The organism is Oricola indica (assembly GCF_019966595.1).
Taxonomy (GTDB): Bacteria; Pseudomonadota; Alphaproteobacteria; order Rhizobiales; family Rhizobiaceae; genus Oricola; species Oricola indica.
Genome location: NZ_JAINFJ010000002.1, coordinates 179,839 through 203,582 on the forward strand (window position 1 = coordinate 179,839; position 23,744 = coordinate 203,582).

Consider the following 23,744-nt stretch of genomic DNA (forward strand, 5'->3'; position numbering starts at 1 on the left):
GATACGCGACAGATCGTTCATGAATTGAGAACGATTTCCGGATCGCCGTTCATCACACCATCTTTTCCGGCCGGACGATGTCGTCGAACTCCGCCTCGGTCACGTGACCGCTGGCCACGGCTTCCTCGCGCAGTGTCGTACCCTTCTTGTGCGCGGCCTTGGCGATCGCGGCGGCATTGTCGTAGCCGATGCTCGGCGCGAGGGCGGTGACCAGCATCAGCGACCGGCTCACGAGATCGCCGATACGCTCCCGATCGGCCTCGATCCCGGCGAGGCAGCGGTCGGTGAAGGACATCATCGCATCGGCTAGAATGCGAATCGACTGCAGCACCGCATCCGCGATCACCGGCTTGAAGACGTTCAGCTCGAAATGACCCTGGCTGGCGGCAACGTTCACCGTGGTCTGGTTGCCCATGACGCGGGTCGCCACCATGGTCAGCGCCTCCGCCTGGGTCGGGTTCACCTTGCCGGGCATGATCGACGAACCGGGTTCGTTCTCGGGCAGGATCAGTTCGCCGAGGCCGGAGCGCGGGCCGGAGCCGAGGAAGCGGATATCGTTCGCGATCTTGAACAGGTCGCCCGCGAGCGCCGACAGGCTGCCATGCAATTGCGCCAATGCGCCGTGGCTCGCCAGCGCCTCGAACTTGTTGCCGGCGGTGCGAAACGGCAGCCCGGTTATGCGCGCGACATTGTCGGCGAAGAGTTCCGCGAAGCCATCGGGCGCATTCAGCCCGGTGCCGACGGCCGTACCGCCCTGGGCAAGGGCATGAACGTCCTCCAGCGCCGTTTCGATGCGCTTCAGCCCCAGTTCCAGCGCCGCGCGATAGCCGGAAAATTCCTGGCCGAGCGTCAGCGGCGTGGCGTCCTGTGTGTGCGTGCGGCCGATCTTGACGATATCGCCGAACTCCGCCTCCTTGGCCGCGACCGCCTCGATCATGTGGTTCAGGGCCGGGATCAGCCGCTGGGCCGTCTCGACGGCGACAGCGATATGCATCGCGGTCGGGAAGGTGTCGTTGGAGGACTGGCTCTTGTTGACATGGTCGTTTGGGTGAACCGGATCCTTGGAGCCGATCGTGCCGCCGAGCAACTCGATGGCGCGGTTGGCGATCACCTCGTTGGCGTTCATGTTCGATTGCGTGCCGGACCCGGTCTGCCAGACGGCGAGCGGGAAATTGTCGTCCAGGCTGCCATTCGCCACCTCGCCCGCCGCATCGACAATGGCCGCGGCGATCTCGCGGTCCAGGGTTCCAAGCCCCAGATTGGCAAGCGCCGCCGCCTGCTTGACGATGCCCAGCGCATGGATCAGCGGCACCGGCATCTTTTCGGTCCCGATCGGGAAGTTGACGAGAGAACGGCCTGTCTGCGCACCCCAGTAGCGGTCGGCCGGCACCTCGACCTCACCCATCGTGTCGGTTTCCTTGCGCATCGCTTCACTCATGGCTTTCTCCTTTGTCCCGATATGGGGCATGGATGCGCGCGCGCCAACCGGTCGCCGCCGGATGTGTAACCGTCACGCCGCAGGAAAGCCCGATTCGCCGACACCGGCCGACGAAAAGCCGAGGCGCGAGAAAGCGCTACTTGACCGTCAGGACGGCGCAGGGCGCGAGCTGGGAGACCTTCGTCGTCGTCGAGCCGACCAGCAGCCCGGAAAGCGAACCGAGGCCACGGCGGCCCATGACGATGAGGTCGGACTTGTGCGCCTTGGCTTCCTCGACGATCGCATGAGCCGGATCGCCTGAAACGAGTTGGCTGGTGAAGTCGCTGATGCCTGCTTCACGCACCTCGGATTCGGCCGCGCCGATTACTTCGCGGCCGGATTTCTCAATCTCTTCCTTGGTCGGCGGCACGGGCACGGCGGTATAGCCGACGATCAGCGTATCGCCGATGGCTTGCGGCGTGTGAACGATGTGCAGCTTGGAATTGTATTTCTTCGCGAGATCGCAGGCGATCCGGATCGCCTCGCTCGCGTGATCCGATCCGTCGGTTGCGACAGTGATTTTCTCAAACATGATCTTCTCCAGTTCCGGGGTGCAGACACTCTCACGACACGCGGGTCGCGACATTGATTTCTGTCATATGCCCATGCAAGCCCCTCGGGCCTCAGCAATAACGTTCCGGACCGACCGACTGGCCGTCGGAATAGCGATCGCCATAGGCGAAGCCTACCGGCAGCAACCGGTCGATCTCGGCGATTTGCGTATCCGTCAGCACGACATCGGCGGCAGCGGCGTTTTCCGCCAGATGGTCCGGCGTCCGGGTGCCCGGGATGGCGATGACATGGTCGCCCTGGTGCAACACCCATGCATTGGCCAGGGTCGCCGGCGACATGCCCTGACTGTTGGCATATTCGTTGAACTTCGAGATGATCGCCTTGTTGAGCGCATAATTCGGCTCGGCGAAACGCGGATTGGAGGTCCGAAAGTCGCTGTCCGGCAGTGCCGGGACGTCCGGCATCCGGTTGGAGAAAACACCCCGCCCGACCGATGAAAAGGAAACGAATGTGGTTCCGAGTTCCGCGCAGGCCTGCAGAAGACCCAGTTCGGGTAACCGGGTCCACAGCGAGTATTCGTTCTGGACCGCCATGACCGGGTGCACCGCCGCCGCCCGGCGCAGCGTGTAGGGCGCGATCTCCGAAAGGCCGATGCCGCCGATCTTGCCTTCCTGCTTGAGTTTCACCATCGTCTCCATGACATCCTCGATCGGGATGTCCTGCTGGCGGCGGTGAATGTAGAAAAGCTCGACATGCTCGACGCCGAGCCTCTTCAGTGAGCCTTCCAGAGACTCGCGCAGATAGGCTTCGGTGTTGTCGAAGCGGCGCTCCGGCTTGGTGATAATCCCGGCCTTGGTTGCGATAGTGAACCGGTTCGGATGGTCCTTGATGAACGAGCCGATATAGCTCTCCGAAACGCCGCCGCCATAGAGCGCGGCCGTGTCGAGATGCGTGACGCCGAGATCGATTGCCGCTTCCAGGGTGCGGTGCGCCTCCGCCTCGGAAATCTTGCCATAGGCGCCGGCAAAACTCATACAGCCGAGCCCGATCGCTCCGACCGAAGGTCCGTCTCTGCCGAGTTTGCGCTGCTGCATCGATGCTCTCCGATTGTCATTCCGGGAATATGGCGGCCTTCATCCTATGCCGAAAGCGCGATTGCAACCCGTCATGATCGCGCAGGCGATGGCGGCCTTCCTGACGGTCTCGCCGGTTTTCGTCGCGATAGACAAATGGCTGGCTGCACGTAGACGCTGACGTTTACTCAGCCGCCAGAAGCGCATCGAGACGCGACGGCCGCGCATCCGGGACACCATCCGGCTTCGGCCCGCCATAGGCCCAGTCAAGCAGTTCGACCGTGTGGAGGATCGGGATACCGGTGCCCGACCCGATCTGCGTGATGCAGCCGATATTGCCGGTGGCGATGATATCGGGTTTCGTCGCCTCGATATTGCGGACCTTGCGCGCCTTCAACTGATCCGCGATCTCCGGCTGCATGATGTTGTAGGTCCCCGCCGAGCCGCAGCACAGATGGCCTTCCGCCGGATCCCGAACCGAAAACCCAGCCGCCTTGAGCAGGTTTTTCGGCGCTGCCGTGATCTTCTGGCCATGCTGCATGGAGCAGGCCGAGTGATAGGCCACCGTCAGGTTCGCCCGCACTGCCGGGTCCGGCAGTTCGATGGACGCCAGATATTCGGTAATGTCCTTAGCAAGCGCCGAGACCCGCTTCGCCTTTTCGGCGTAGGCAGCGTCTTCCCGCAACATCCAGCCATAGTCCTTGATGGTCGTGCCGCATCCCGATGCCGTGACGATAACGGCGTCGAGCCCGCCCGCTTCGATCTCCCGCGTCCAGGCATCGACGTTGCGGCGCGCGTCTTCCAAGGCCCGTTCCTCGCGGCCCATATGATGAACCAGCGAACCGCAGCAGCCTTCGCCTTTCGGCACGACAACCTCGATGCCGAGCCGGGTCAGCAGCCGGATCGTCGCCTCGTTGATGCCCGGTTTGAGAACCGGTTGCGCACACCCTGTCAGGATCGCGACACGGCCGCGTTTCTCGGCCGTGGGCGCATGCGTGCCGGGCTCCGCGAAACGCGACGGCTTTTCGATCGTCTTCGGCGCCAGATCGAGCATCGCGCCGAATGCCTTCAGCGGCGCGATCGCCTTGAACAGTCCGGCGAACGGACGCCCGAGACGCGCCGCATGGAGCGAGGCGCGGAAACGGCCCGGATAGGGCAAGACCAGTGCCAGCACATTGCGCGTCAGCCGGTTGAAGAAGGGCCGCTTGTAGGTCTTTTCGATATGCGCGCGGGCATGGTCGACCAGATGCATGTAATGCACGCCCGACGGGCAGGTCGTCATGCACGACAGGCATGAGAGGCAGCGGTCGATATGGGTCACGACCTTCTCGTCGGCCGGCCGGTCGTTTTCCAGCATGTCCTTGATCAGGTAGATCCGCCCGCGCGGGCTGTCGAGCTCGTTGCCGAGCGTGACATAGGTCGGACAGGTCGCCGTGCAGAACCCGCAATGCACGCAGGTGCGCAGGATCTTCTCCGACGCGGCAACACCGGGATCCTTCAATTGTTCTGGCGTAAAGCTCGTTTGCATTGCGACCTGTCTTTAACGGTTCGTCAGATCCACCAGGACTGGGGATCGGCGATCGGTTCGTTCTTGTTGAGCGCCATCAGGCCCTTGACGACGCGGATGATGACCCACACCGCCACGGCGAACATCAGGATGAAGCCGATGCCGATGATGAAAAGAAGTGCCGAAACCAGCGACGCGAGAAGCGCGATCCAGAAGGTGCGGATCTGCCACGTGTAGTGGGATTCGACGAAACCGCCTGCCTTGTTGCGATTCAGATAGGCCATGACGATGCCGACGATCGCCGTGATGCCGATCACGAAGCCGACGAGATAGAGAATGTAGATGACCAGCGCGTTCTGCGGGCCGGGCTCAAGCCATCCATCGGTCTGGCGCGGCGTGATGGGTGGCGGGGTCTGGGGGTCGGTCATGATGCTCTCTCCGGTTTTGGTTCATGCAGCCTTGCGGCTGCCATGGAACACCATTCTTCCCGGATTGAAAACGCCTGCCGGATCGAGCGCCGTACGCACCCGCTCCGAGAGCGCGGCAACCGGTGCGGCTTGCGGCTGGAATACCGGCACCGAGCGCCGGACTGCTTCCGGGGCCCGAACCAGCGTCGCATGACCGCCGCCGCATTTGGCCACCGCGGCGCGCACCCGGTCGGCGCTGGCGTCGCTTTCATCGGCCAATTGCAGCCAGACCAGCCCGCCCTGCCAGTCGAAGAAGGCCTCACCGTCGACATCCCGCAGGACGATCGCCGCGACGTCGTGGCCCGCCATCGGCGCGACCGAAATTCTCCAGAGCGGCGACACCGATCCGGCAAATGGCGCGACATCGCGAATTTGCGCCCAGAGCGGCCGGGATTGGGCCTCCGGCAATTCATCGGCGTCCGCGCCTCCCGGCAGAGCCGCCCGCAACCTGTCCAGCCGCGCCGCGACGGAATCGGCGAAGCCCTCCAGCCTCAGCAGCGTCGCCGAGCCCGCACCGACGCCCAGTCGCTTCGCGACGGTCTCGGGCGCATGTGCCGCGCCGGACACTTCGGCGCTCGTCTGGAGGGCGGCGGCCATCATGTTCGCGCCGTCGCTGTCGGTTGCGCCATGGATGACCAGCGTCGCCTCGGTCTCCGTGCGTGGCAGCACCTTGAAGGACACTTCCGTCAGCAGCCCCAGCGTGCCCCAGCTTCCGGCCATCAGCTTGACGAGATCGAGACCGGTGACATTCTTCATCACCCGGCCGCCATTCCTGATCACCTCGCCCGAGCCGTTGACAAAACGCACGCCAAGCAGCCCGTCGCGCGCCGCACCGGCGGAAATCCGCCGCGGACCCGAGATGTTGGCGGCGGCGACCGCGCCGATGGTCGGCACGCCGTTCGCGCCGGTCAGCCCGCGCCAGTCGCCCGGTTCGAACGCCATCATCTGGCCCGCTTCGGCCAGCGCCGCCTCGATTTCGGCGACCGGCGTCCCGGCTTTCGCCGTCAGCACCAGTTCGGCGGGATTGTATTCCGTGATTCCGGAGAGCTTCGCCATCGATAGCGTCCGGTCGGCCTCGAAGGGCTGGCCGATGCCGCGTTTCGTGGCGCCGCCGGCGATTTCCAGCGTTCCGGCTTTCGCCGCCGTCTCCCGGATGATCTCGGCGGCTTCTTCCTCCGAAGCCGGTGTCAGCACCTCATTGGTCATGGTCATACCGCCTTGCGCATCGCGAGATCGAGCGGGAAGACCTTCGACGGATTGAGCATCCAGCCCGGATCGAAGGCGGCGCGCACGCGCATCTGCTGGTTGAGGTCGGTTTCGGAGAACTGGTGCAGCATCAGGTCCCGCTTCTCGATGCCGACGCCGTGTTCCCCCGTCAGGCATCCGCCCGCGTCGACGCAGAGCTTGAGGATTTCCATCCCCGCGGCCTCCGCCTTTTCCGCCTCGGCCGGATCGTTGACGTTATAAAGGATCAGCGGGTGCATGTTGCCGTCGCCGGCATGGAACACATTGGCGACTCGCAGGCCGAATTTCTCGATGATATTCGTCGTCTCCCGAAGCACGTGGGAAAGCTGGCCGAGCGGCACCGTGCCGTCCATGCAGATATAATCGGCGATGCGGCCCGTCGCGCCGAAGGCGGATTTGCGGCCCTTCCAGATCTGGGCGGCCTCGAGCGCGGACTGGCTCTCCTTGACGCGCTTCACATTGTGCCGGCGCGCGATCTCGATGATCCGGGCAAGCATCGCGTCCATCTCGTCATCGGACCCTTCGACCTCGACGATCAGCAGCGCCTCGACATCCATCGGATAACCCGCATGGGCGAAGGCCTCACAGATGTCGATCGCCTCCTTGTCCATGAATTCGATGGCCACCGGAATGATCCCGGCCGCGATGATATCGGCGACGCATGCGCCGGCCACCTCGGAGGAATCGAAGCCGAACAGAACCGGTCGCGCGCCCTCCGGCTTGGCGATCAGGCGCACCACCGCCTCGGTGATGATACCGAGTTGCCCTTCCGAGCCGCAGACCAGGCCGAGCAGGTCGTAGCCTTCCGCGTCGAGCGCCTTGCCGCCAAGTTCGATGATTGTGCCGTCATGCAGCACCATCTTCACGCCGAGCAGATTGTTCGTGGTCACCCCGTATTTCAGGCAATGCGCGCCGCCGGAATTCATGCCGATATTGCCGGCGATCGTGCAGGCCAGCTGCGAGGACGGGTCCGGCGCGTAGAAGAAGCCGTCCGCGGACACCTCGTCGGAAATGCGCAGATTGGTGACGCCGGCCTGAACGCGTGCCGTGCGGTTCTCGAAATCGACTTCCAGGATGCGCGCCATCTTGGACACACCGACCACCACCGCATCCTCCTGCGGGATGGCGCCACCGGAGAGCGATGTACCGGCTCCGCGCGGAATGACGGGAACGCCGCGTTCCGAGCAATATTTCATGACCGCGGCCACCTGCTCCGTCGTCTCCGGCAAGACCACGGCGAGCGGCACGCGCCTGTAGGCGGTAAAGGCGTCGGTTTCGAAGGGCACGAGCTCGCGCTCCTCTGTGACGAGGCAGTCGGCCGGGACCAGGTTGGCAAGGCCGGCACGAATCTCATCGCGCCGGGCGACGACGTCGGCGCGCGGTTCGAGAAAGCGGATCTGGTTCATGCAGTCCTCCCGACAGTCACTCGGTGCCAAGTGGTAAAAATAACTTACCACTTGACTTTCCGACGCGCAACACGACCGCCGGATGCGAAACCGCCCCTCCGGCGAGAAGCAGTTTCGCCGTCCCGGAAAAGATGCCGGCGCGGTGCGCTAGCCGAAGACCTGCCGCGGCAGCCAGAGCGCCAGTTCCGGGAACAGCACGACGAGCGCGAGCGCCAGGAGCTGGATCAGCACGAAGGGAATGATCCCGAGATAGATCTTCTGGATCTTGATCTCCGGCGGGGCCACCGCCTTCATGTAGAACAGCGCGAACCCGAAAGGCGGCGTCAGGAACGAGGTCTGCAGGTTCACGGCCAGCAGGATCGCGAACCAGTAGGTGACCTCGCTGCGCATGACGTGATCGCCGAAATCGAGCCCCGCGACGACCGGCGCGAAGACCGGCAGCACGATCAGCGTGATCTCGATCCAGTCGAGGAAGAAGCCGAGCACGAAGACGATCGCCATCAGCATGAACAGCAGGCCCCAGGGGCCGAGACCGAGATGCTCGATGAAATTGTCCACCTGGGCCTCGCCGCCCAGAGCGCGGAACATGTAGGAGAACAGCGTCGCGCCGACGAAGATGCCGAACAGCATGGCGTTTGTCAGGCCGGTGCGAACGACGACATCCTTCAGCACGCCCCAGAAATGCGCGAGATCGGCGCCGGACCCCTGCCCCGTCGCGTGGTCGTCGAGATCGGCCTTCGCCTCACCCTCGAAATGGAATTCCGGGATCTTGAGCGCCGGAAGCAGCACGAGATTGATGAAAGCGAGGATGACAGACCCGATGGCGCCGACACCGGCGGCCTCGGTCGGCGTGGCGAAACCGCCGAGAATGGACCCGAGCACGCAAAAGATCAGGAAGACAGGCGGCAGGAAGGAGCGCGCGAGCATGAGCACATAGGCACCCGCCGATCGCGGCCCCAGTTCGGGCGGCAGTTTCGGCGCGAGCTGCGGCTTCAGCATCGACACCACGACGATGTAGATCACATACATGAAGGACAGCATGAAGCCCGGGATCACGGCCGCGACGAAGAGATTGCCGACGGACCGCGACAACAGGTCGGCCATGATCACGAGCATGATCGACGGCGGGATGAGAATGCCGAGCGTGCCCGACGCGGCAATCGTGCCCGTCGACAGCGTCTGCGCGTAACCGCGCTGGATCATGACCGGCAGGGCCAGCAGGCTCATCATCACGACCGATGCGCCGATGATACCCGTCGTCGCCGCGAGGATTGTGCCCATCAGGGTCACGGCCAGCGCGAGGCCACCGGGAACGCGGCGCAGCAGCACCTGCAGGCAGTTCAGCAGGTCGCGCGCGACGCCCGATTTCTCGAGCATCGTTCCCATGAAGATGAACATGGGAATGGCGGTCAGGATCAGGTTCTCGGCGATCGCGCCGAAAATGCGCGACGGCAAGGCTCCGAACTGCGCGAGATCGAACAGCCAGGGGTCGATCCAGTAGGCGATGAAGCCGAAGCCGAGACCGATGCCGCCGAGAACGAAAGCGACGGGGAAGCCGGAAAACAGGAAGATCGCCAGCGAGGCGAACATCAGTGCCGGCAGGTAGGGACCGAGCCACTCCATCAGCCCTCACTCCCCAGCGTTTCGGCGATCATCTCCTTGGGCAAAACGCCCCGGAAACCGGCAAGCGCCTTGATGAATTGCGATATGGCGGCGAACCCCATCAGGATGAACATCAGGACGAGCGCCGACTTGACGATCCAGATATTCGACAGGCCGATCGTCGACTTGGACATCTCGTGTTCGAGGAAGGAGGACAGCGCGTATTTGTAGGTGTACCAGGCGCCGAGCAGCGAATAGGTGAACAGGAAGATGGCGATACCGACCATCTCGACGAGATACTTCACCTTGATCGGAAAGCTGTCGCGCACGAGGTCGATACGGACATGGGCCTGCCGCGTGTAGGCATAGCCGATCATCAGCGCGAAAAGGAAGGTATGCAGCCAGTATTCGGATTCCTGCAGCTGCGTCGAGTTCCAGCCGAAGGGTTTCGGCACACCGAAATAGCGCGTGACCACGTCGATGCAGACGGCGAAGATCAAAAGGAAGCCGGCCCAGGCGCCGATCTTGCCGAAAAAGGCAAGCATCTTGTCTATGGCCGCGCTGACGCCCAGTAGCGATTGCATGAATTGTTTCCTCCCGATGCCGCGACATCCCGGAACGCGTGTTCCGGCCTCCCCGTCGCGGACCTGATCGCCGACGGCCGTTCGTGGCCGCCGGCTGGCGGGAACCGGCGCCGGAAAGGCGCCGATCCCTGTCGTCAGGCGATGCTGCCTATTTCAGGTAGCCGAGTTCGGCCCAGACCGCATATTCGGCACGGAAGGCCTGGAGCGATTCCCAGGTTTCCTTGAAGGTGGGATCGGCCGCGGCCTGTTCCGCGGCGACCTCGTTCCAGGTCACCTCGAGCGTGTCGAGGATTTCCTGCGGCCAGCGGTGGATCTGCACGCCCTTTTCCTTGAGCTCGGCAAGCGCCTTGCCCTGGATGGCCTCACCCTCGGCGAGACCGAGCGCGATGTTGGCGCGGCAGGTGGTCGTGATCAGCTTCTGCTGCGACGCGCTCATGGCGTTCCACTTGTCCATGTTGATCATCAGTTCGAACATGGTCGACTGCTGGTGCCAGCCCGGGAAGTAGTAATGCTTGGCAACCTGGTAGAAGCCGAGATTGAGGTCGATGGCCGGCATAGAGAACTCGGTCGCGTCGATCGTGCCGCGCTCGAGCGCAGGGTAGATGTCGGCGCCAGCGAGAAGCTGCGTATCGACGCCGAGCTTCTGCATGACCTTCGCGCCGAGGCCGAAGAAGCGCATCTTCTTGCCCTGCAACTGGTCGAGAGAGGTGATCTCCTCACGGAACCAGCCCGACGCCTCCGGCGCGATGACCGCGCAGATGATCGAGTGGATATTATGCTTGGCATAGACTTCCTGCATCCTGGCTTCGCCGCCATCATAGAGCAGCCATGCCAGGAACTCGCCAGCCGACGGTCCGAACGGTACGGCCGCGAACAGGGCCAGCGACGGTTCCTTGCCCTGCCAGTAACCGGGCGTGGACCACGCCGCATCGACGGAACCGTTCTTGACGGCATCGAACACTTCGAGCGCGGGCACCAGCGCGCCCGGTTCGAAGAATTTCAACTGCACATCGCCGCCGGAAGCCTCGGTGACATTCTCCTCCAGAAGCTTGCCGAGAGTTCCGAGCTGGGTCAGGCTCGACGGATAGGTCGACGCCATCTTGAGGCGTACCGGTTCAGCCGTTGCCAAACCGGCAGTGAGAAGGCAGGCGGCGCCTGCCAGCAGCAGTTTCTTGAACATGTTGTCTCCTCCCATGTGCGAGCTTGAACGCTCGAAGACCAGGTTACGCTACAGAACAAGCGCCAGAAAGCAACAATTCGGTAACGAAAATCCACGTCGTACGACTTTCGTCGGCGTAATTCGTCACCTAGATAGAGCCACTTGCTGATCCAGTTCGCGACCCGGATCGTAAGATCCCCTCACAAAATGGAAAAAATACCTTCCAATTTACCTCAAAATGCAGCTAAATGCGCATCTGCCGTTAGGTAATGTAGCGGGATAGTCAGACGGAAAACGATAACAAAATGAGCAATTTCGGCGATCTTGAAATCTTTGCCCGGGTTGTGTCGGCGGGCAGCATGTCGGCGGCCGGGCGCGAACTCGGCCTGTCACCCGCCGTCGTCTCGAAACGGCTACGCCGGCTGGAAGACAGGCTCGGGACGCGGCTGCTTCAGCGTACGACCCGGCAGATCGCGCTGACGGAGGCCGGTCAGGGCTATTACGAGCGCGTCGTGGCGATCCTCGCCGGCGTCGAGGAAGCCGAGGCATTTGTCGCGCGGCGATCGGCCACCGCGCGCGGGACGCTGAAGGTTTCCGCGCCGACTTCCTTCGGCCGGATGCATATCGCGCCCCATCTCGGCGCATTCATGGAAGCCAACAGCGACCTCTCGATCAATCTCGTCCTGTCGGATTCGTTCGTCGATATCGTCGGCGAAGGGTATGACGTGGCGATCCGCATCGCCGAACTGGCCGATTCCAGCCTCGTCGCACGCAAGATCGCGCCGGTGCGGCGCGTGCTGTGCGCGTCGCCGAAATATCTGGAACGCCGCGGCACGCCGCAAACGCTGAGCGATCTCGAAGATCACAACTGCCTGACCCATCTCGCCGGCGAGGCATGGCGGCTGGAAGGGCCAGAGGGTCCGGTCTCCATCCGCCCGAATGGCGCGCTCAGCACCAATTCGTCGGAGGTCGTGCGCGAGGCCGTTCTGGCCGGCATCGGCATCGGGTTGCGCTCGACATGGGATGTCGGCCCGGAACTCGCCAGCGGCGAACTCGTGCAAATCTGTACGGATTACGAGGGATCGCGGAGCATCGCCGTCCATGCGATCTATCCGACCCGGCAGTTCCTGCCGGTCAAGGTGCGCCTGTTCATCGACTATCTGGCCGATCTCTATGGCGGCGTGCCCTATTGGGACGCCGGACTGGAACACGCCGCCGGCGAAACGGAACCGGCGCGTCTTTCGGTCGCCCGGTAATTCGCAGGCAGCGTCAGTGGGATCCGTCGCTGTGGGAGCGGCGGATTCGGCGCACAAGAAGCCAGATGACAATCAAAACGATCGGCACGGCCATCGCCGTCACGGTCGAATCCTTCAGGCCAAAACGCTCCGCGCCCGCGCCCTTCGCCACATAACCGATCAGCCCAACGACGTAATAGGACACGGCAGCGACCGACAGCCCCTCCACCGTCTGTTGCAAGCGCAATTGCAGCTTTGCGCGCGTGTTCATCGAATGCAGCAGGTCGCGGTTCTGTTTCTCCACCGCCACGTCGACCTTGGTGCGCAGCAGCGTGGCGGCACGCGCCAGCTTGAGTGACAGATTGGCCAGCCGATCCTCGACGGAACGGCATGTTCGCATGGCCGGCGCGATACGGCGGCCGAGAAATCCCCGCCAGGTCTCGAAACCGGTCACCGGCTCCTCGGAGAGCGCATCGAGCCGGTCTTGCACGATTTCGTCATAGGCGCGGCTGGCGCCGAAACGGTAGAGGCTCGACGCGGCGTCGGCCTCGAGGTCGGCCGCGAGCGAGGTGATGTCGTCGAGCAGCGGTTCCGCGTCCCCCGCCTCGACCGAGCGCATGCGATCGGTCAGGGCGGCAAGCTGATCCTCCGCCTTGCGCATGCGCGGCGAAAGCCGCTGCGCCAGCGGCAGGCCGAGCATGGCCAGTGTTCGATAGATTTCGATGTCGAACAGCCGTTGAGCGAGCGCGCCCGTGCGCTGCGGTGTCATGCCCTTGTCGAGAACCAGTATTCGCGTCAGCCCGGAGGCATCCTGCCAGAAATCAGTAACGACGGTCGCCAGCCCGCCCTCCACGGAGGAACAGCAGATCGTCGCCTGGTCGAAATGGGCGATCAGATCCAGCGACGCCTGCGAATGCTCGCGGATTTCCATGCGCACACCGGCGATCAGCGTTCCCGGCGCCGGAAACTCCTCACCGAAGGGATGCCCCATGAGCGGCGCGCCGAATTCCGCGGGCAGCGGTCCCTGCCACAGATAGGTCGAGGCCTCGGTATGGCGCTCCCATTGCAGCGTGCCGTTTCCGGTCACGATCGTGTGGTGGCGCGCCGATTTTTCGGGCGGCGCTGCGCCGTGTCGGCGTGACAATTCCGACAAAACGGCATGATCGACGGTGGATCCGCCCTCGGTCATGAAACACAGCTTGACCAGCGCGCGCGGCGCGGAGACCGACGGTGCGGGGCGGGAATGGATTTCCCCGAGCGCGGCGGAACGGTTCACATGCAGCGGAAAACCGAATGCGCCGCGCCGTTCGACTCGCTGCGTTACATCGTCTCTTTCGGGTGTGGAGGAAGGCATGGTGGGGTCGTTCATAAGCAAGCCGTGACAAAATCGATCCGACTATACCGCGAGAACTTGCGAATGATACTGACGCAATGGCCGCACCCGGGACTTGCCGCGCGTTCCGCGGTTCATTCATCGGGATATCTGGCAGCGACATAATCCTTCAGGCCGGGTCGCGCTTCGTCGAGCGAGCCGAAAATCTCCGTTTCCGGCCAGCGGGCGTCCGTTTCCTTCTGCCATGTCATGTGAACCCATGCGACGCGCCCGTCACGCGCCAAGAACAGCACGTCATCCAACCCGTCGACACGTCCTATGGCGCGCCAGCGGCCGGGCCGAAGCCGGTGTTTCGGGGGAAGCTGGTCCTTGAGTGCGCCTGTAAAGATGGCCCCGGTCCAGGCGTCGATACCGATCCAGCCCTCGGCGGGATTCCGGTCGAAATCCTCGCGCGCACGGCGAACCCAGCGCGGCTCCATCCATGCCGCCAGCCTTTGCGTGAAACCCATCATTGCCTCGCCATTTGCCGCCCAGCGATTGTCATGACGCATGCCCGACATGCAAGTCCGCACATTGCTCACGCGGATTGGACAAGAAAATTGACCAATTAGCCCCACCCCCGCTACTTTGGTGGCCGTTGAGGAGCGCAGAGAATGTCCGAGGGCTTTTATTCGCCGATCGATCACGTGCGCACGGCTGACGAAGTCTGCGCCCAGATCGAAACGCTCGTGCTCGAAGGGGTGCTGCGCGTCGGCGACAAGCTGCCGGGAGAACGCGAATTGTCGCGCCGGTTCGACGTCTCCCGCCCGGTCCTGCGCGAGGCGATCAAGCAACTGGAAACGCGTGGCCTCGTCGTCACCCGCCACGGCGGCGGCACCTTCGTCGCCGACGTCATCGGCGACGTCTTCTCGCCGGTGATGCTCGAACTGATCGCGCGCCACCCCAAGGCGACACATGACTATCTCGAATATCGCCGCGACGTGGAGGGCATCGCCGCCGCATATGCGGCCGAACGCGCGACCGAACACGACAAGGCGCTGCTGGCCGACATCATGAGACGCATGGAGGCAGCCCACGCCGATGACGATACGCGCGAAGAAGCCGAGATCGACATCGAGTTCCACAACGCGATCTGCGAGAGCGCACATAACCTGCTTTTGATGCACGCGCTCCGGTCCTGCTATCGCGTGCTCGCGAACGGCGTGTTCTTCTCGCGCGCCCTCGTCTACGGCCTGCCGGGTGCGCGCGACGAACTGCTCAAACAGCATCGCGCCGTGCATGACGCGATCATGGCCGGCGATCCCGCCGCCGCGAAACGGGCGGCGGAGGCGCACATGGAATTCGTCGAGAAATACAGCCTCGAAGCCGAGCGCGCGAAATCGCGCGAGGCAGTCTCCCGCCTCCGCCGCGCGCAGCGGCTGGAGGGGGCGGACTAGCTCTCGGTTTTCTTGCTTGCCGGTTTGCGCCGCGCGGTTGTCCGTTTCGCGGTCGTTTTCGCGGCCGCGGCGGTTTTCGACTTCGCGGCAGCCGGCTTGGCCGCTGCTGGCTTGGCGCGCGGCTTTGCCGGTGCTTTCGCTTCCGGCTTGGCTTTCGGCACGAAGACCTTGCGGGCGGTTGCCGGCGGCGTCAGCAGGTTCTGGTAGCCGACTTCGTTGATGTCGGTCTCACCGGCCAGCGCCATGGTCAGGTCGAGTTCCTTCTTCAGCAACTGGAGCGCCTTGGTCACGCCGGCCTCGCCGGCAGCGCCGAGGCCATAGACGAAGGCGCGACCGATGAAGGTCGACTTCGCGCCGAGCGCGATTGCCTTGAAGATGTCCTGGCCCGACCGAATGCCCGAATCGAGATGGATTTCGATCTGGTCGCCGACCGCATCGACGATAGGCGGCAGCATGTCGATGGTCGCCGCCGCGCCGTCGAGCTGGCGTCCGCCGTGGTTCGACACGATTATCGCATCGGCGCCCAGCTTGGCGGCGATCTTCGCGTCCTCGACGTCGTTGACGCCTTTCAGGATCAGCTTGCCGTCCCAGTGCTTCTTGATCCACTCGACCGATTCCCAGTCGAGTGTCGGGTCGAACTGGCTGTTGGTCCAGTCGCCGAGCGAGGACATGTCCTCGACGCCCTTCACATGGCCGACGATGTTGCCGAAGCTGCGATTCTGCGTCTGCAGCATGCCGAGGCACCATGCCGGCTTGAAGGCCAGGTTGATCAGGTTCGCGATGGTGGGCTTGGGCGGCGCCGACAGGCCGTTCTTCACGTCCTTGTGGCGCTGGGCGAGAATCTGCAGGTCAAGCGTCAGCACCAGCGCGGAGCAGCCCGCCGCCTTGGCGCGGCCGATCAGATCGGCGGCGAAACCGCGATCGCGCATCACGTAGAGCTGGAACCAGAACGGCTTCGACGTCGCCTTGGCGACTTCCTCGATGGAGCAGATGCTCATGGTCGACAGGGTGAAGGGCACGCCGAATTTCTCGGCGGCGCGCGCGGCGTGGATTTCGCCGTCCGGATGCTGCATGCCGGTCATGCCCACCGGCGCGAGCGCGGTCGGGATCGAAACATCATGACCGATCATGGTGGTCGATACCGAGCGGTTGTCGATGTTGCGCGCAACACGCTGGCGCAGCTTGATCTTTTCGAACGCGTCGGTGTTGTCGCGATAGGTCGATTCGGTCCATGCACCGGAATCCGCGTAGTCATAGAACATGCGCGGCACGCGCCTGCGCGCGATCTTCTGCAGATCGTAGATGTCGGTAACCTTGTCGAGGGTCATGCGTGCGTGTCTCCAGCCTGGATGTTCGCACGGTCATAGCCGCAACGCGGCGCGAGGAAAAGACATCGCCCGGTCCGCGGATTGCGAAACGGGCGTAAAAGGAAACGAAATTTTGCGGAGGATGGCGTCAGTTGACGGAAACGAGTTCGCCCATCGAAACGCCGTAGCCATCGCTCGGAACCTTGCCGGCAAGCGCACCGTCCGTATAGACCGCGAGGCCCCAGAAAGAGATTGCAAGCAGCGTGGCCGCCGACAGGAATGCAGCGCGGACGGACATGTCGAACTCCTGAAAGTCTAATTTTCCTGGGGGCATGTAACCATGCCGGTCGGATAGGATCAGTGCTGTCCGTCACACATCAGAACCGCACGTGACTGCCTATAGGGATTACGTCGGGAAAACGCCATAGGCTTTTCAGCGTTCCATAAAAATTTCACAAAGGAAAAAACGAACGGTTAAGGGCCGCCTCATGCCACTGCAAAATCGTGTCACGCCCTTCGGCGAGATCGTCGCGCACCCCGCGCGCGGGCTCTTCACGGGCAATCGCGGCATCCTGCATGACGCCACCACCCGCACGCTTCATCCGCGCCGACGCTGGACGAACAAGGCGTGGATTTGCTGCTTGTGCGATTTTCGCGAGATCCGCCGCGACGTGATGGGGTTCAACGGACCGAACGGGCGTGAGGGATGGACGGAACTGTTCTTCCTCGATGAGGCGACCGCGCTGGCCGCCGGGCACCGCCCCTGTTTCTATTGCCGCCGCGCCGACGCGCTTCGCTTCCAGGCGGCGTGGGCCGCAGGCAATGGCGAGGATGCGCCGAAGGCCGTCCATATCGACGCCGTGCTGCACGCCGAGCGGCTCGACGGCCGCGCCAAGCGTCTGCATGACCTGTCGGTCCCCGCCGAATCGCTCCCGGACGGTGCGATGATCACCGATGGCGGTGATCCTTTCCTGCTCGCCGGGGGCAAGGCACGGCGCTGGTCGTTCGACGGCTATGGTCCGCCGGTTCGGCCGCCACGCTCCGGCCTGTCGCTCCTGACGCCGCCCTCGACCGTCGCGGCGCTCGGCGCCGGCTACAGGCCGGTGCTGCATCCATCGGCGCGCGACGATTGACCTTTCGGGCCTGTCGGGCCATGCCTTCGCCATGCGCGCCAACTACCGAATGCAACGCCTTTTCATTGACGCCCCGCTCGCCGCGGGCGCCACCGTCGAGCCCGACAAGGCACAGTCGAACTATCTTCTCAACGTCCTGCGCCTGTCCGAAGGCGCGGAACTGCTGATCTTCAACGGACGCGACGGCGAATGGCGCGCGACCCTGCGCCAGCCCGGCAAGAAACAGGCGGCGCTCGATCTCGCCGAACAGGTGCGCCCGCAGCCCGAACCGTCCGGTCTCGTCTACTGTTTCGCGCCGCTGAAATCCGGTCGGCTCGACTACATGGTCCAGAAGGCCGTCGAGATGGGCGCGGGCGTGCTGCAGCCGGTAATGACGCATCACACCCAGGTGCCGAAGATCAATGTCGAGCGCATGGCCGCCAATGCGCGCGAGGCCGCCGAGCAATGCGGCATCCTGTCGATCCCCGAATGCCGCGAGCCGCAGAAGCTGGACCGCCTCCTCGCCGACTGGGACCCGGAGCGCCGGCTGATCTTCTGCGACGAGGACGCCGCGACGAACAATCCGCTGGCGACCCTGCAAGGCATTCCCGACGCGCCGCTTGGCGTCATCATTGGCCCGGAGGGCGGTTTTTCGGATACCGAACGCGAGCAGCTGCATGCCCTGCCCTTTGTGACGGCGATTCCGCTCGGCCCGCGCATCCTGCGTGCCGACACCGCCGCCGTCGCCGCGCTCGCGGTCATACAGGCGACGGCGGGAGACTGGGATTGATTCAATATATCTTGACGCTGGATGCGAAAAAACGCGCTTGCCCGGAGCAGCGCGAATGTCCATCTAGGCGACCGGACCAATGCGAGGGGCGGCCCGATGGCGCGTGATACCACAGACGAAACACCGATTTCCTCCGTCGAGGAACTGGCCGACTATCTGGCTTCGGGCTGCAAGCCGAAGGACGATTGGCGTATCGGGACCGAGCACGAAAAATTTCCCTTTTTCGTCGAGGACAACAGCCCGGTTCCCTATGACGGCGAGCGCTCGATCCGCGCCCTGCTGGAGGGCATGAAGGAGACGCTCGGCTGGACGCCGATCATGGATGAGGGCCGCATCATCGGGCTCTACGAGCCGACCGGCATGGGTGCGATCAGCCTCGAACCCGGCGGCCAGTTCGAACTGTCGGGCGCACCGCTGGAGACGATCCACCAGACCTGTCGCGAGTCCAACGCGCATCTCGCCCAGCTTCGCCAGATCGCCGATCCGCTCGGCATCAAGTTCCTCGGCCTCGGCGCCAGCCCGAAATGGACGCTCGCCGAAACACCACGCATGCCCAAGTCGCGCTACGACATCATGCGCAACTACATGCCCAAGGTCGGCAAGGACGGCCTCGACATGATGCACCGGACCTCGACGATCCAGGTCAATCTCGACTTCGCGTCGGAAGCCGACATGCGCAAGAAGATGCAGGTCTCCTACCGGTTGCAGCCGATCGCCACCGCATTGTTCGCCAATTCGCCCTTCACCGAGGGCAAGCCGAACGGCCTCCTCTCCTGGCGCGCCGACATCTGGCGCGACACGGATAACGACCGGGCCGGTGTGCTGCCATTCGTCTTTTCCGACGATTTCGGCTTCATGGACTACACCCAGTGGGTGCTCGACGTGCCGATGTATTTCGTGCTGCGCGAAGGCAAGTACCGCGACTGCACCCATGTCACGTTCCGCCAGTTCATGGACGGCGCGCTGGAGGGCGAGATCCCGGATGCGCGGCCCAATCTTGGCGACTGGACCAACCATCTTTCCACCGTCTTCCCGGAAGTGCGGCTGAAGAAATTCATGGAGATGCGCGGCGCCGATGGCGGCCCCTGGCGCAAGATCTGTGCCCTGCCCGCGCTTTGGGTCGGGCTGACCTATGACGAGAATGCGCTGGAGGCGGCCGACGCGCTGACCCGCGACTGGACCTTCGAGGACGTCGTCGCCGCGCGTGACGCCGTGCCCCGCGAAGGGCTGAACGCCAGGATCAGAAACCGCACCGTGCGCGAGATCGGCTATGATGTCCTGCGCATAGCCCGCAACGGCCTGCAGTCGCGCGCACGGCCGAATTCCGAAGGGTTCGACGAGACGCATTTCCTCGCGCCGCTGGAGGAAATCGTCGCGCGCGGCACCACCACCGCCGAACAGATGGTCACCGAATACCACTCGGTGTGGGGCGGCTCCATCGAGCCCGTGTTCATGGAATACGCCTACTGAAGGCATCGGGAACCGGCCGACGCTTTCACGATCGCGCCAGGCCAGCGGCGTCCTTGCCGGATTGCCGCAAGCGCGCCGCGTGTTATGCTCGCCCCATAGCCACGGAGGAATGCCCATGCTGCCGCTGTTCGATATGTTCGCCAATGCCCAGAATGGCGATGCGATCAACCAGATGGCCCGCCAGTTCGGCCTGACGCAGAAACAGACCGAGGATGCGCTTGCCGCGTTGATGCCGGCCTTTTCGACCGGCCTGAAACGCAACGCTTCCGACCCGATGGGCGTCGGCAATTTCCTGCAGGCGGTGGCCGGCGGCGACCACGCGAAATATTTCGAGGACATGACCCGCGCCTTCTCGCCGACGGGCATCGACGAGGGTAACGGCATTCTCGGCCATCTGTTCGGATCCAAGGAGGTCAGCCGCGCCGTCGCGGCCCAGGCCGCGCAGGCCACGGGCATCGGGCAGGAAATCCTCAAGCAGATGCTGCCCGTTATCGCTTCGACCATGATGGGCGGGCTGTTCAAGCAGTCGACGGGCCAGATGAACGCCATGTCCGGCTACGGAGCGGCGCAGGGCAATGTCATCGGTCAGGTGATCGAGCAGATGATGCGCCAGCAGGCGGAGATGGCGGAACGCATGCAGCCGCGCCGGCAGGAGCCGGAACCGGCGGCAAACCCGTTCGAGAACCCCTTCGGCAAGGCGCTGGAACAGATGTTCGGCGGCGCGACGCAATCGAAACCGGAGCCGCAAAAGCGTGCGGAGCCGGATTTCGATCCGATGAACCCGATGAACAATCCGCTCGGCCGTATCTTCCAGGACATGATGAAGGGCGGTTTCGCACAGCCGCAGGCGCGGCAACCCGAACCGGAGCCGGAGCCTGAACCCGAAACGACATCAGGCAATCCCTATGGCGACCTGTTCGGCGAGATGTTCGAGGCCGGACGCAAGACGCAGTCGCAGTACCAGAAGTCGATGGAACAAATCTTCGACAGCTATCTGGACGGCATGAAACGGCGGTCGTGATCGCTCGCGACCGCCGCAAGTCGAGGCGTTACGGCTGACGCGGTTCCGGTGCGCCGGTCGCCATGTTGGTGCCGATATAGGGCAGGCCCGCAGCCTTCCAGCCGCCGAATCCGCCTTCCATGTGGGCGATATTGGAGAAGCCCGCCTCCAGGCACATCGTGGCGATTTTCTTCGAGCGCACGCCCGACCCGCAATAGAAGACCACCGGGCGCTTTTCGTTGTCGGGAATGTTCTTGACCTTCAGGAAGGACATCGGCGCAAGCATCGCGCCATCGACATGTTCGAACATGTACTCGGCCGGCGTGCGCACGTCGATCAGGACGATCTCGCCCTTGTCGTAGGCGTCCGCCACCTCGTTTGCGGTCCATGTGTCGAGCGTGCCATTGGCGAGTTTTTCGGTCTGCATGATGTCTTCCTCGGTTGGGGTCATATGTTGAAAACGACATATTCAAGAATGTTTATATAAAGAAGCTGCGCACGGTTTCCAGTCCCGCCGAAGGGAAAATCCGCAATCACGGCCGACCTTGACCGCGCGGCATCCGTCGGCGTTATTGGCGTCATGAACGATCAACCGGCACCCACCGATTCCCCACGCTCGAATGTCGCCGAATTTTCGGTCTCGGAAATCTCCTTCGCGGTCAAGCGGACGATCGAGGACCGGTTTGACCGCGTGCGGATTCGCGGCGAGGTGTCCGGCTGGCGCGGGCCGCATTCGTCGGGCCACGCCTATTTCACGCTCAAGGACGAAAAGGCGCGGATCGACGCGGTGATCTGGCGCGGCGCGTTTTCCAAGCTTTCCTTCCTGCCCGAGGAAGGGCTGGAGGTCATCGCCACCGGCAAGCTGACGACCTATCCGGGGTCCTCGAAATACCAGGTTGTCATCGACAATATCGAACCGGCCGGCGCCGGCGCGCTGATGGCGCTACTGGAGGAGCGGCGCAGGAAGCTCGCGGCCGAAGGCCTCTTCGCCGAGGAACGCAAACAGCTTCTGCCCTACATGCCGCGTGTCATCGGCGTCGTCACCTCGCCGACCGGCGCGGTGATCCGCGACATCATGCACCGGATCAACGACCGCTTTCCGCTGCATGTGATCGTCTGGCCCGTGCGCGTCCAGGGCGATACCTGCGGCGCGGAAGTCGCCAATGCGATCCGAGGCTTCAACGCGCTCGACGGCAGCCAGGGCATCGCGCGCCCGGATGTCCTGATCGTGGCGCGGGGTGGCGGAAGCCTGGAGGACCTCTGGGGGTTCAACGAGGAAGCCGTGGTGCGCGCGGCGGCGGAATCGATGATTCCGCTCGTCTCGGCTGTCGGCCACGAGACCGACTGGACCCTGATCGACCATGCGGCCGATGTCCGTGCGCCGACACCGACGGGCGCGGCCGAGATCGCCGTGCCGGTCAGGGCGGAACTCGAGGCCCACGTCGCCCAGCTCGGCGCGCGGCTCAAATCCGGGATCGGGCGTCTTGCAGACCGCAAGCGCGACGCACTGCGCGCGGCTTCGCGCGCCCTGCCCGCGCCGGACGGCCTGCTGGCGATGCCACGGCAGAATTTCGACAATCTGGAGCGCCGGCTCGCTCAGGGGCTCGGCACCAACGTTACCGCCAAGCGCAGCGCCTATGCGTTGGCCGCCGGACGGCTCAATCCGAACCGGCTCGCCGCGCTCGCCGATCGCGACCGGCGCTCGCTCGAGCGCTTCGAGCGCGACCTGCCGCGTGCTCTGCGCCGCGTCGCCGACCGCAAGGGCGAGGCGCTCAAGCTGCGCGCGTCGCGGCTGACCATATCGGGGATCGACAGGCAGCGGCGCCTGGGTTCCGACCGGCTGGGCGAGCTCTCCGCCCGGCTGTTCCGGGCGCTAGACCTGCGCCTGACGGACGCCCGCAACACGCTCGATCAGAAGGGGCGGCTGTTAAAAACGCTGTCCTACGAATCCGTTCTCGATCGCGGCTTCTCACTGGTGCGCGACGACAAGGACCAGCCGGTCAAACGGGCGTCGGGCGTGAAGAAAGGCGCGACGCTCACGATCGAATTCGCTGGCCGCGAGCGCGTCGGCGTTGTGGCAACGGAGGGGTCCGGATCGACGCCGCCGAAACCGAAGAAGAAACCGCCGCAGCAAGGCGACCTCTTCTGAACGCGAAAGTGTCCCGGTACACTTCAGGTCTTGATTGAATCATCACCAGAGACATGCGCGCTCGAGGCGGAGGCGAGTGGCAGTGCATTTCGATTCCACCGCAACCGGAAATGCACTCAGACAATCTGCCCGACATTGGCGATCGGCGCACCCGCGCGGGACACCTTTGTCGCAAGATCCTTCGAGATAGCCGCGTCGAGCGCCAGATTGAAACGCGGGCTGCGTTTTGCCTTGCGCCGGAGGGTATCGACATCCCACTCCAGGACATCGCTTCCGGCGGCGAGCTTCGTGGTCGCCGATGCGGCGTTGCTCGTCAGGTAGCCGATCTCGCCGACGAATATCCCGTCGGACAGCGAGAAACTCTGGCCGCGCTTGCAAGCCTCGACCTTGCCTTCGACCACGAAATAGAGCTTTCGGACCGGCGCGTCCTCCGCGGTCATCTCGATTTCGCTGTCCGCGACATACCGTTTCGACAGTCGCATCAGGGTGCGAAAGTCGCCGGGCTGGAGAACGGAAAATAGCGGATAAATGTCCCGGTATTGCTGCGGGATGATCAGCTTCGAGCCGCGCAGCAACAGCATTGCGAGACCGGTCGAATTCGCGAGAAAGATGGCAAAATTGCTGAAAATCGCCGCCCAGAGCGGCACGTCCGCGACGATGAAGTAGTACCAGACGTAGAAGACTGATCCCACCAGCAGGGTGATACGAAGGAAGATCTGGTTGATGATCAGGAAAGCGCATACGTAGATCACGCCGGCGCATGCAACCAAGTACTCGGGCGCTATTTCCACTCTGCCTCCAACACTCGGCAACCGCTGTTACGCTTCGCCCATGGCAGTCGCCGGGTTTCCGCGTGACGCGAATCCTTACCGTTTGGTC

General features: G+C 63.8%; 22 protein-coding genes and 1 pseudogene. 7 read left to right on the forward strand and 16 right to left on the reverse strand.

Features of this window, described 5'->3' with window-relative positions:
• Positions 1 to 52 precede the first annotated feature (52 nt).
• The 10 genes from fumC to LC343_RS06445 form a co-directional block, all read right to left on the reverse strand.
• On the reverse strand, positions 53 to 1,438 hold the full coding sequence (fumC, locus tag LC343_RS06400) for a class II fumarate hydratase (RefSeq protein ID WP_223476281.1): 1,386 nt from the start codon (positions 1,436 to 1,438) through the stop codon (positions 53 to 55).
• A gap of 136 nt (positions 1,439 to 1,574) precedes the next feature.
• Positions 1,575 to 2,009, reverse strand: a complete 435-nt coding sequence (locus tag LC343_RS06405) for a universal stress protein (RefSeq protein WP_223476282.1) — start codon at positions 2,007 to 2,009, stop codon at positions 1,575 to 1,577.
• Between the two features lie 91 nt (positions 2,010 to 2,100).
• Complete coding sequence (locus LC343_RS06410) at positions 2,101 to 3,084, reverse strand: aldo/keto reductase (RefSeq protein WP_223476283.1); 984 nt, start codon at positions 3,082 to 3,084, stop codon at positions 2,101 to 2,103.
• Between the two features lie 163 nt (positions 3,085 to 3,247).
• The gene (gene glcF, locus LC343_RS06415) at positions 3,248 to 4,591 is read right to left on the reverse strand and encodes a glycolate oxidase subunit GlcF (protein ID WP_223476284.1); all 1,344 of its coding nucleotides are present in this window, start codon (positions 4,589 to 4,591) and stop codon (positions 3,248 to 3,250) included.
• Positions 4,592 to 4,614: 23 nt separating this feature from the next.
• Entirely contained in the window at positions 4,615 to 4,998 is a 384-nt protein-coding gene (locus LC343_RS06420) for a DUF4870 family protein (RefSeq protein ID WP_223476285.1), read from the reverse strand.
• Positions 4,999 to 5,019: 21 nt separating this feature from the next.
• Positions 5,020 to 6,249: a glycolate oxidase subunit GlcE gene (gene glcE, locus LC343_RS06425; RefSeq protein WP_428982511.1), complete on the reverse strand. Its 1,230-nt coding sequence runs from the start codon at positions 6,247 to 6,249 to the stop codon at positions 5,020 to 5,022.
• The gene (locus LC343_RS06430; protein WP_223476286.1) at positions 6,246 to 7,688 is read right to left on the reverse strand and encodes an FAD-binding oxidoreductase; all 1,443 of its coding nucleotides are present in this window, start codon (positions 7,686 to 7,688) and stop codon (positions 6,246 to 6,248) included. Before LC343_RS06430 ends, glcE begins: the two co-directional genes overlap by 4 nt.
• 147 nt (positions 7,689 to 7,835) lie before the next feature.
• Positions 7,836 to 9,311, reverse strand: a complete 1,476-nt coding sequence (locus LC343_RS06435) for a TRAP transporter large permease (RefSeq protein WP_223476287.1) — start codon at positions 9,309 to 9,311, stop codon at positions 7,836 to 7,838.
• Positions 9,311 to 9,874 (reverse strand): TRAP transporter small permease subunit, encoded by a 564-nt coding sequence (locus LC343_RS06440; protein WP_223476288.1) that lies wholly within the window; start codon positions 9,872 to 9,874, stop codon positions 9,311 to 9,313. Before LC343_RS06440 ends, LC343_RS06435 begins: the two co-directional genes overlap by 1 nt.
• 148 nt (positions 9,875 to 10,022) lie before the next feature.
• A complete protein-coding gene (locus tag LC343_RS06445) occupies positions 10,023 to 11,054 on the reverse strand; it encodes a TRAP transporter substrate-binding protein (RefSeq protein ID WP_223476289.1) in 1,032 nt (343 codons plus the stop codon).
• 284 nt (positions 11,055 to 11,338) lie between these two features.
• On the opposite strand from LC343_RS06445, the gene LC343_RS06450 reads away from it, so the two are divergent.
• Complete coding sequence (locus tag LC343_RS06450) at positions 11,339 to 12,289, forward strand: LysR family transcriptional regulator (RefSeq protein WP_223476290.1); 951 nt, start codon at positions 11,339 to 11,341, stop codon at positions 12,287 to 12,289.
• A gap of 13 nt (positions 12,290 to 12,302) precedes the next feature.
• On the opposite strand, the gene LC343_RS06455 is transcribed toward LC343_RS06450, so the two are convergent.
• Both LC343_RS06455 and LC343_RS06460 read right to left on the reverse strand, forming a co-directional pair.
• The gene (locus LC343_RS06455) at positions 12,303 to 13,622 is read right to left on the reverse strand and encodes a DUF3422 family protein (RefSeq protein WP_223476291.1); all 1,320 of its coding nucleotides are present in this window, start codon (positions 13,620 to 13,622) and stop codon (positions 12,303 to 12,305) included.
• Positions 13,623 to 13,735: 113 nt separating this feature from the next.
• Positions 13,736 to 14,161 (reverse strand): hypothetical protein, encoded by a 426-nt coding sequence (locus LC343_RS06460; RefSeq protein WP_223476292.1) that lies wholly within the window; start codon positions 14,159 to 14,161, stop codon positions 13,736 to 13,738.
• 93 nt (positions 14,162 to 14,254) lie between these two features.
• On the opposite strand from LC343_RS06460, the gene LC343_RS06465 reads away from it, so the two are divergent.
• Positions 14,255 to 15,037, forward strand: coding sequence for a FadR/GntR family transcriptional regulator (locus LC343_RS06465; protein ID WP_223476293.1), 783 nt, complete (start codon positions 14,255 to 14,257; stop codon positions 15,035 to 15,037).
• A 194-nt stretch (positions 15,038 to 15,231) separates the two neighbouring features.
• On the opposite strand, the pseudogene LC343_RS06470 reads toward LC343_RS06465, so the two are convergent.
• Together LC343_RS06470 and LC343_RS06475 are read right to left on the reverse strand one after the other, a co-directional pair.
• Positions 15,232 to 16,365, reverse strand: a pseudogene (locus LC343_RS06470) (alpha-hydroxy acid oxidase); the annotation flags it as partial.
• A gap of 127 nt (positions 16,366 to 16,492) precedes the next feature.
• Positions 16,493 to 16,642, reverse strand: a complete 150-nt coding sequence (locus LC343_RS06475) for a hypothetical protein (protein WP_223476294.1) — start codon at positions 16,640 to 16,642, stop codon at positions 16,493 to 16,495.
• A gap of 190 nt (positions 16,643 to 16,832) precedes the next feature.
• On the opposite strand from LC343_RS06475, the gene LC343_RS06480 reads away from it, so the two are divergent.
• The 4 genes from LC343_RS06480 (at position 16,833) to LC343_RS06495 (ending at position 20,737) form a co-directional block, all read left to right on the forward strand.
• Positions 16,833 to 17,477 (forward strand): hypothetical protein, encoded by a 645-nt coding sequence (locus LC343_RS06480; RefSeq protein WP_223476295.1) that lies wholly within the window; start codon positions 16,833 to 16,835, stop codon positions 17,475 to 17,477.
• A 31-nt stretch (positions 17,478 to 17,508) separates the two neighbouring features.
• Positions 17,509 to 18,246, forward strand: coding sequence for a 16S rRNA (uracil(1498)-N(3))-methyltransferase (locus LC343_RS06485; protein ID WP_223476296.1), 738 nt, complete (start codon positions 17,509 to 17,511; stop codon positions 18,244 to 18,246).
• A 96-nt stretch (positions 18,247 to 18,342) separates the two neighbouring features.
• On the forward strand, positions 18,343 to 19,716 hold the full coding sequence (locus tag LC343_RS06490) for a glutamate--cysteine ligase (protein ID WP_223476297.1): 1,374 nt from the start codon (positions 18,343 to 18,345) through the stop codon (positions 19,714 to 19,716).
• 115 nt (positions 19,717 to 19,831) lie between these two features.
• Positions 19,832 to 20,737, forward strand: a complete 906-nt coding sequence (locus LC343_RS06495; RefSeq protein ID WP_223476298.1) for a DUF937 domain-containing protein — start codon at positions 19,832 to 19,834, stop codon at positions 20,735 to 20,737.
• A 28-nt stretch (positions 20,738 to 20,765) separates the two neighbouring features.
• Here the strand turns inward: LC343_RS06495 and LC343_RS06500 are convergent, their stop codons facing one another.
• Positions 20,766 to 21,143 carry a rhodanese-like domain-containing protein gene (locus LC343_RS06500; RefSeq protein WP_223476299.1) on the reverse strand — a complete coding sequence of 126 codons (378 nt, stop codon included), beginning with the start codon at positions 21,141 to 21,143 and terminating at the stop codon, positions 20,766 to 20,768.
• A gap of 153 nt (positions 21,144 to 21,296) precedes the next feature.
• On the opposite strand from LC343_RS06500, the gene xseA reads away from it, so the two are divergent.
• Positions 21,297 to 22,865 carry an exodeoxyribonuclease VII large subunit gene (xseA, locus tag LC343_RS06505; RefSeq protein ID WP_223476300.1) on the forward strand — a complete coding sequence of 523 codons (1,569 nt, stop codon included), beginning with the start codon at positions 21,297 to 21,299 and terminating at the stop codon, positions 22,863 to 22,865.
• 116 nt (positions 22,866 to 22,981) lie between these two features.
• Here xseA and LC343_RS06510 read toward each other — a convergent pair whose 3' ends face one another.
• Positions 22,982 to 23,656: a cyclic nucleotide-binding domain-containing protein gene (locus LC343_RS06510; protein WP_223476301.1), complete on the reverse strand. Its 675-nt coding sequence runs from the start codon at positions 23,654 to 23,656 to the stop codon at positions 22,982 to 22,984.
• Between the last annotated feature and the right edge of the window lie 88 nt (positions 23,657 to 23,744).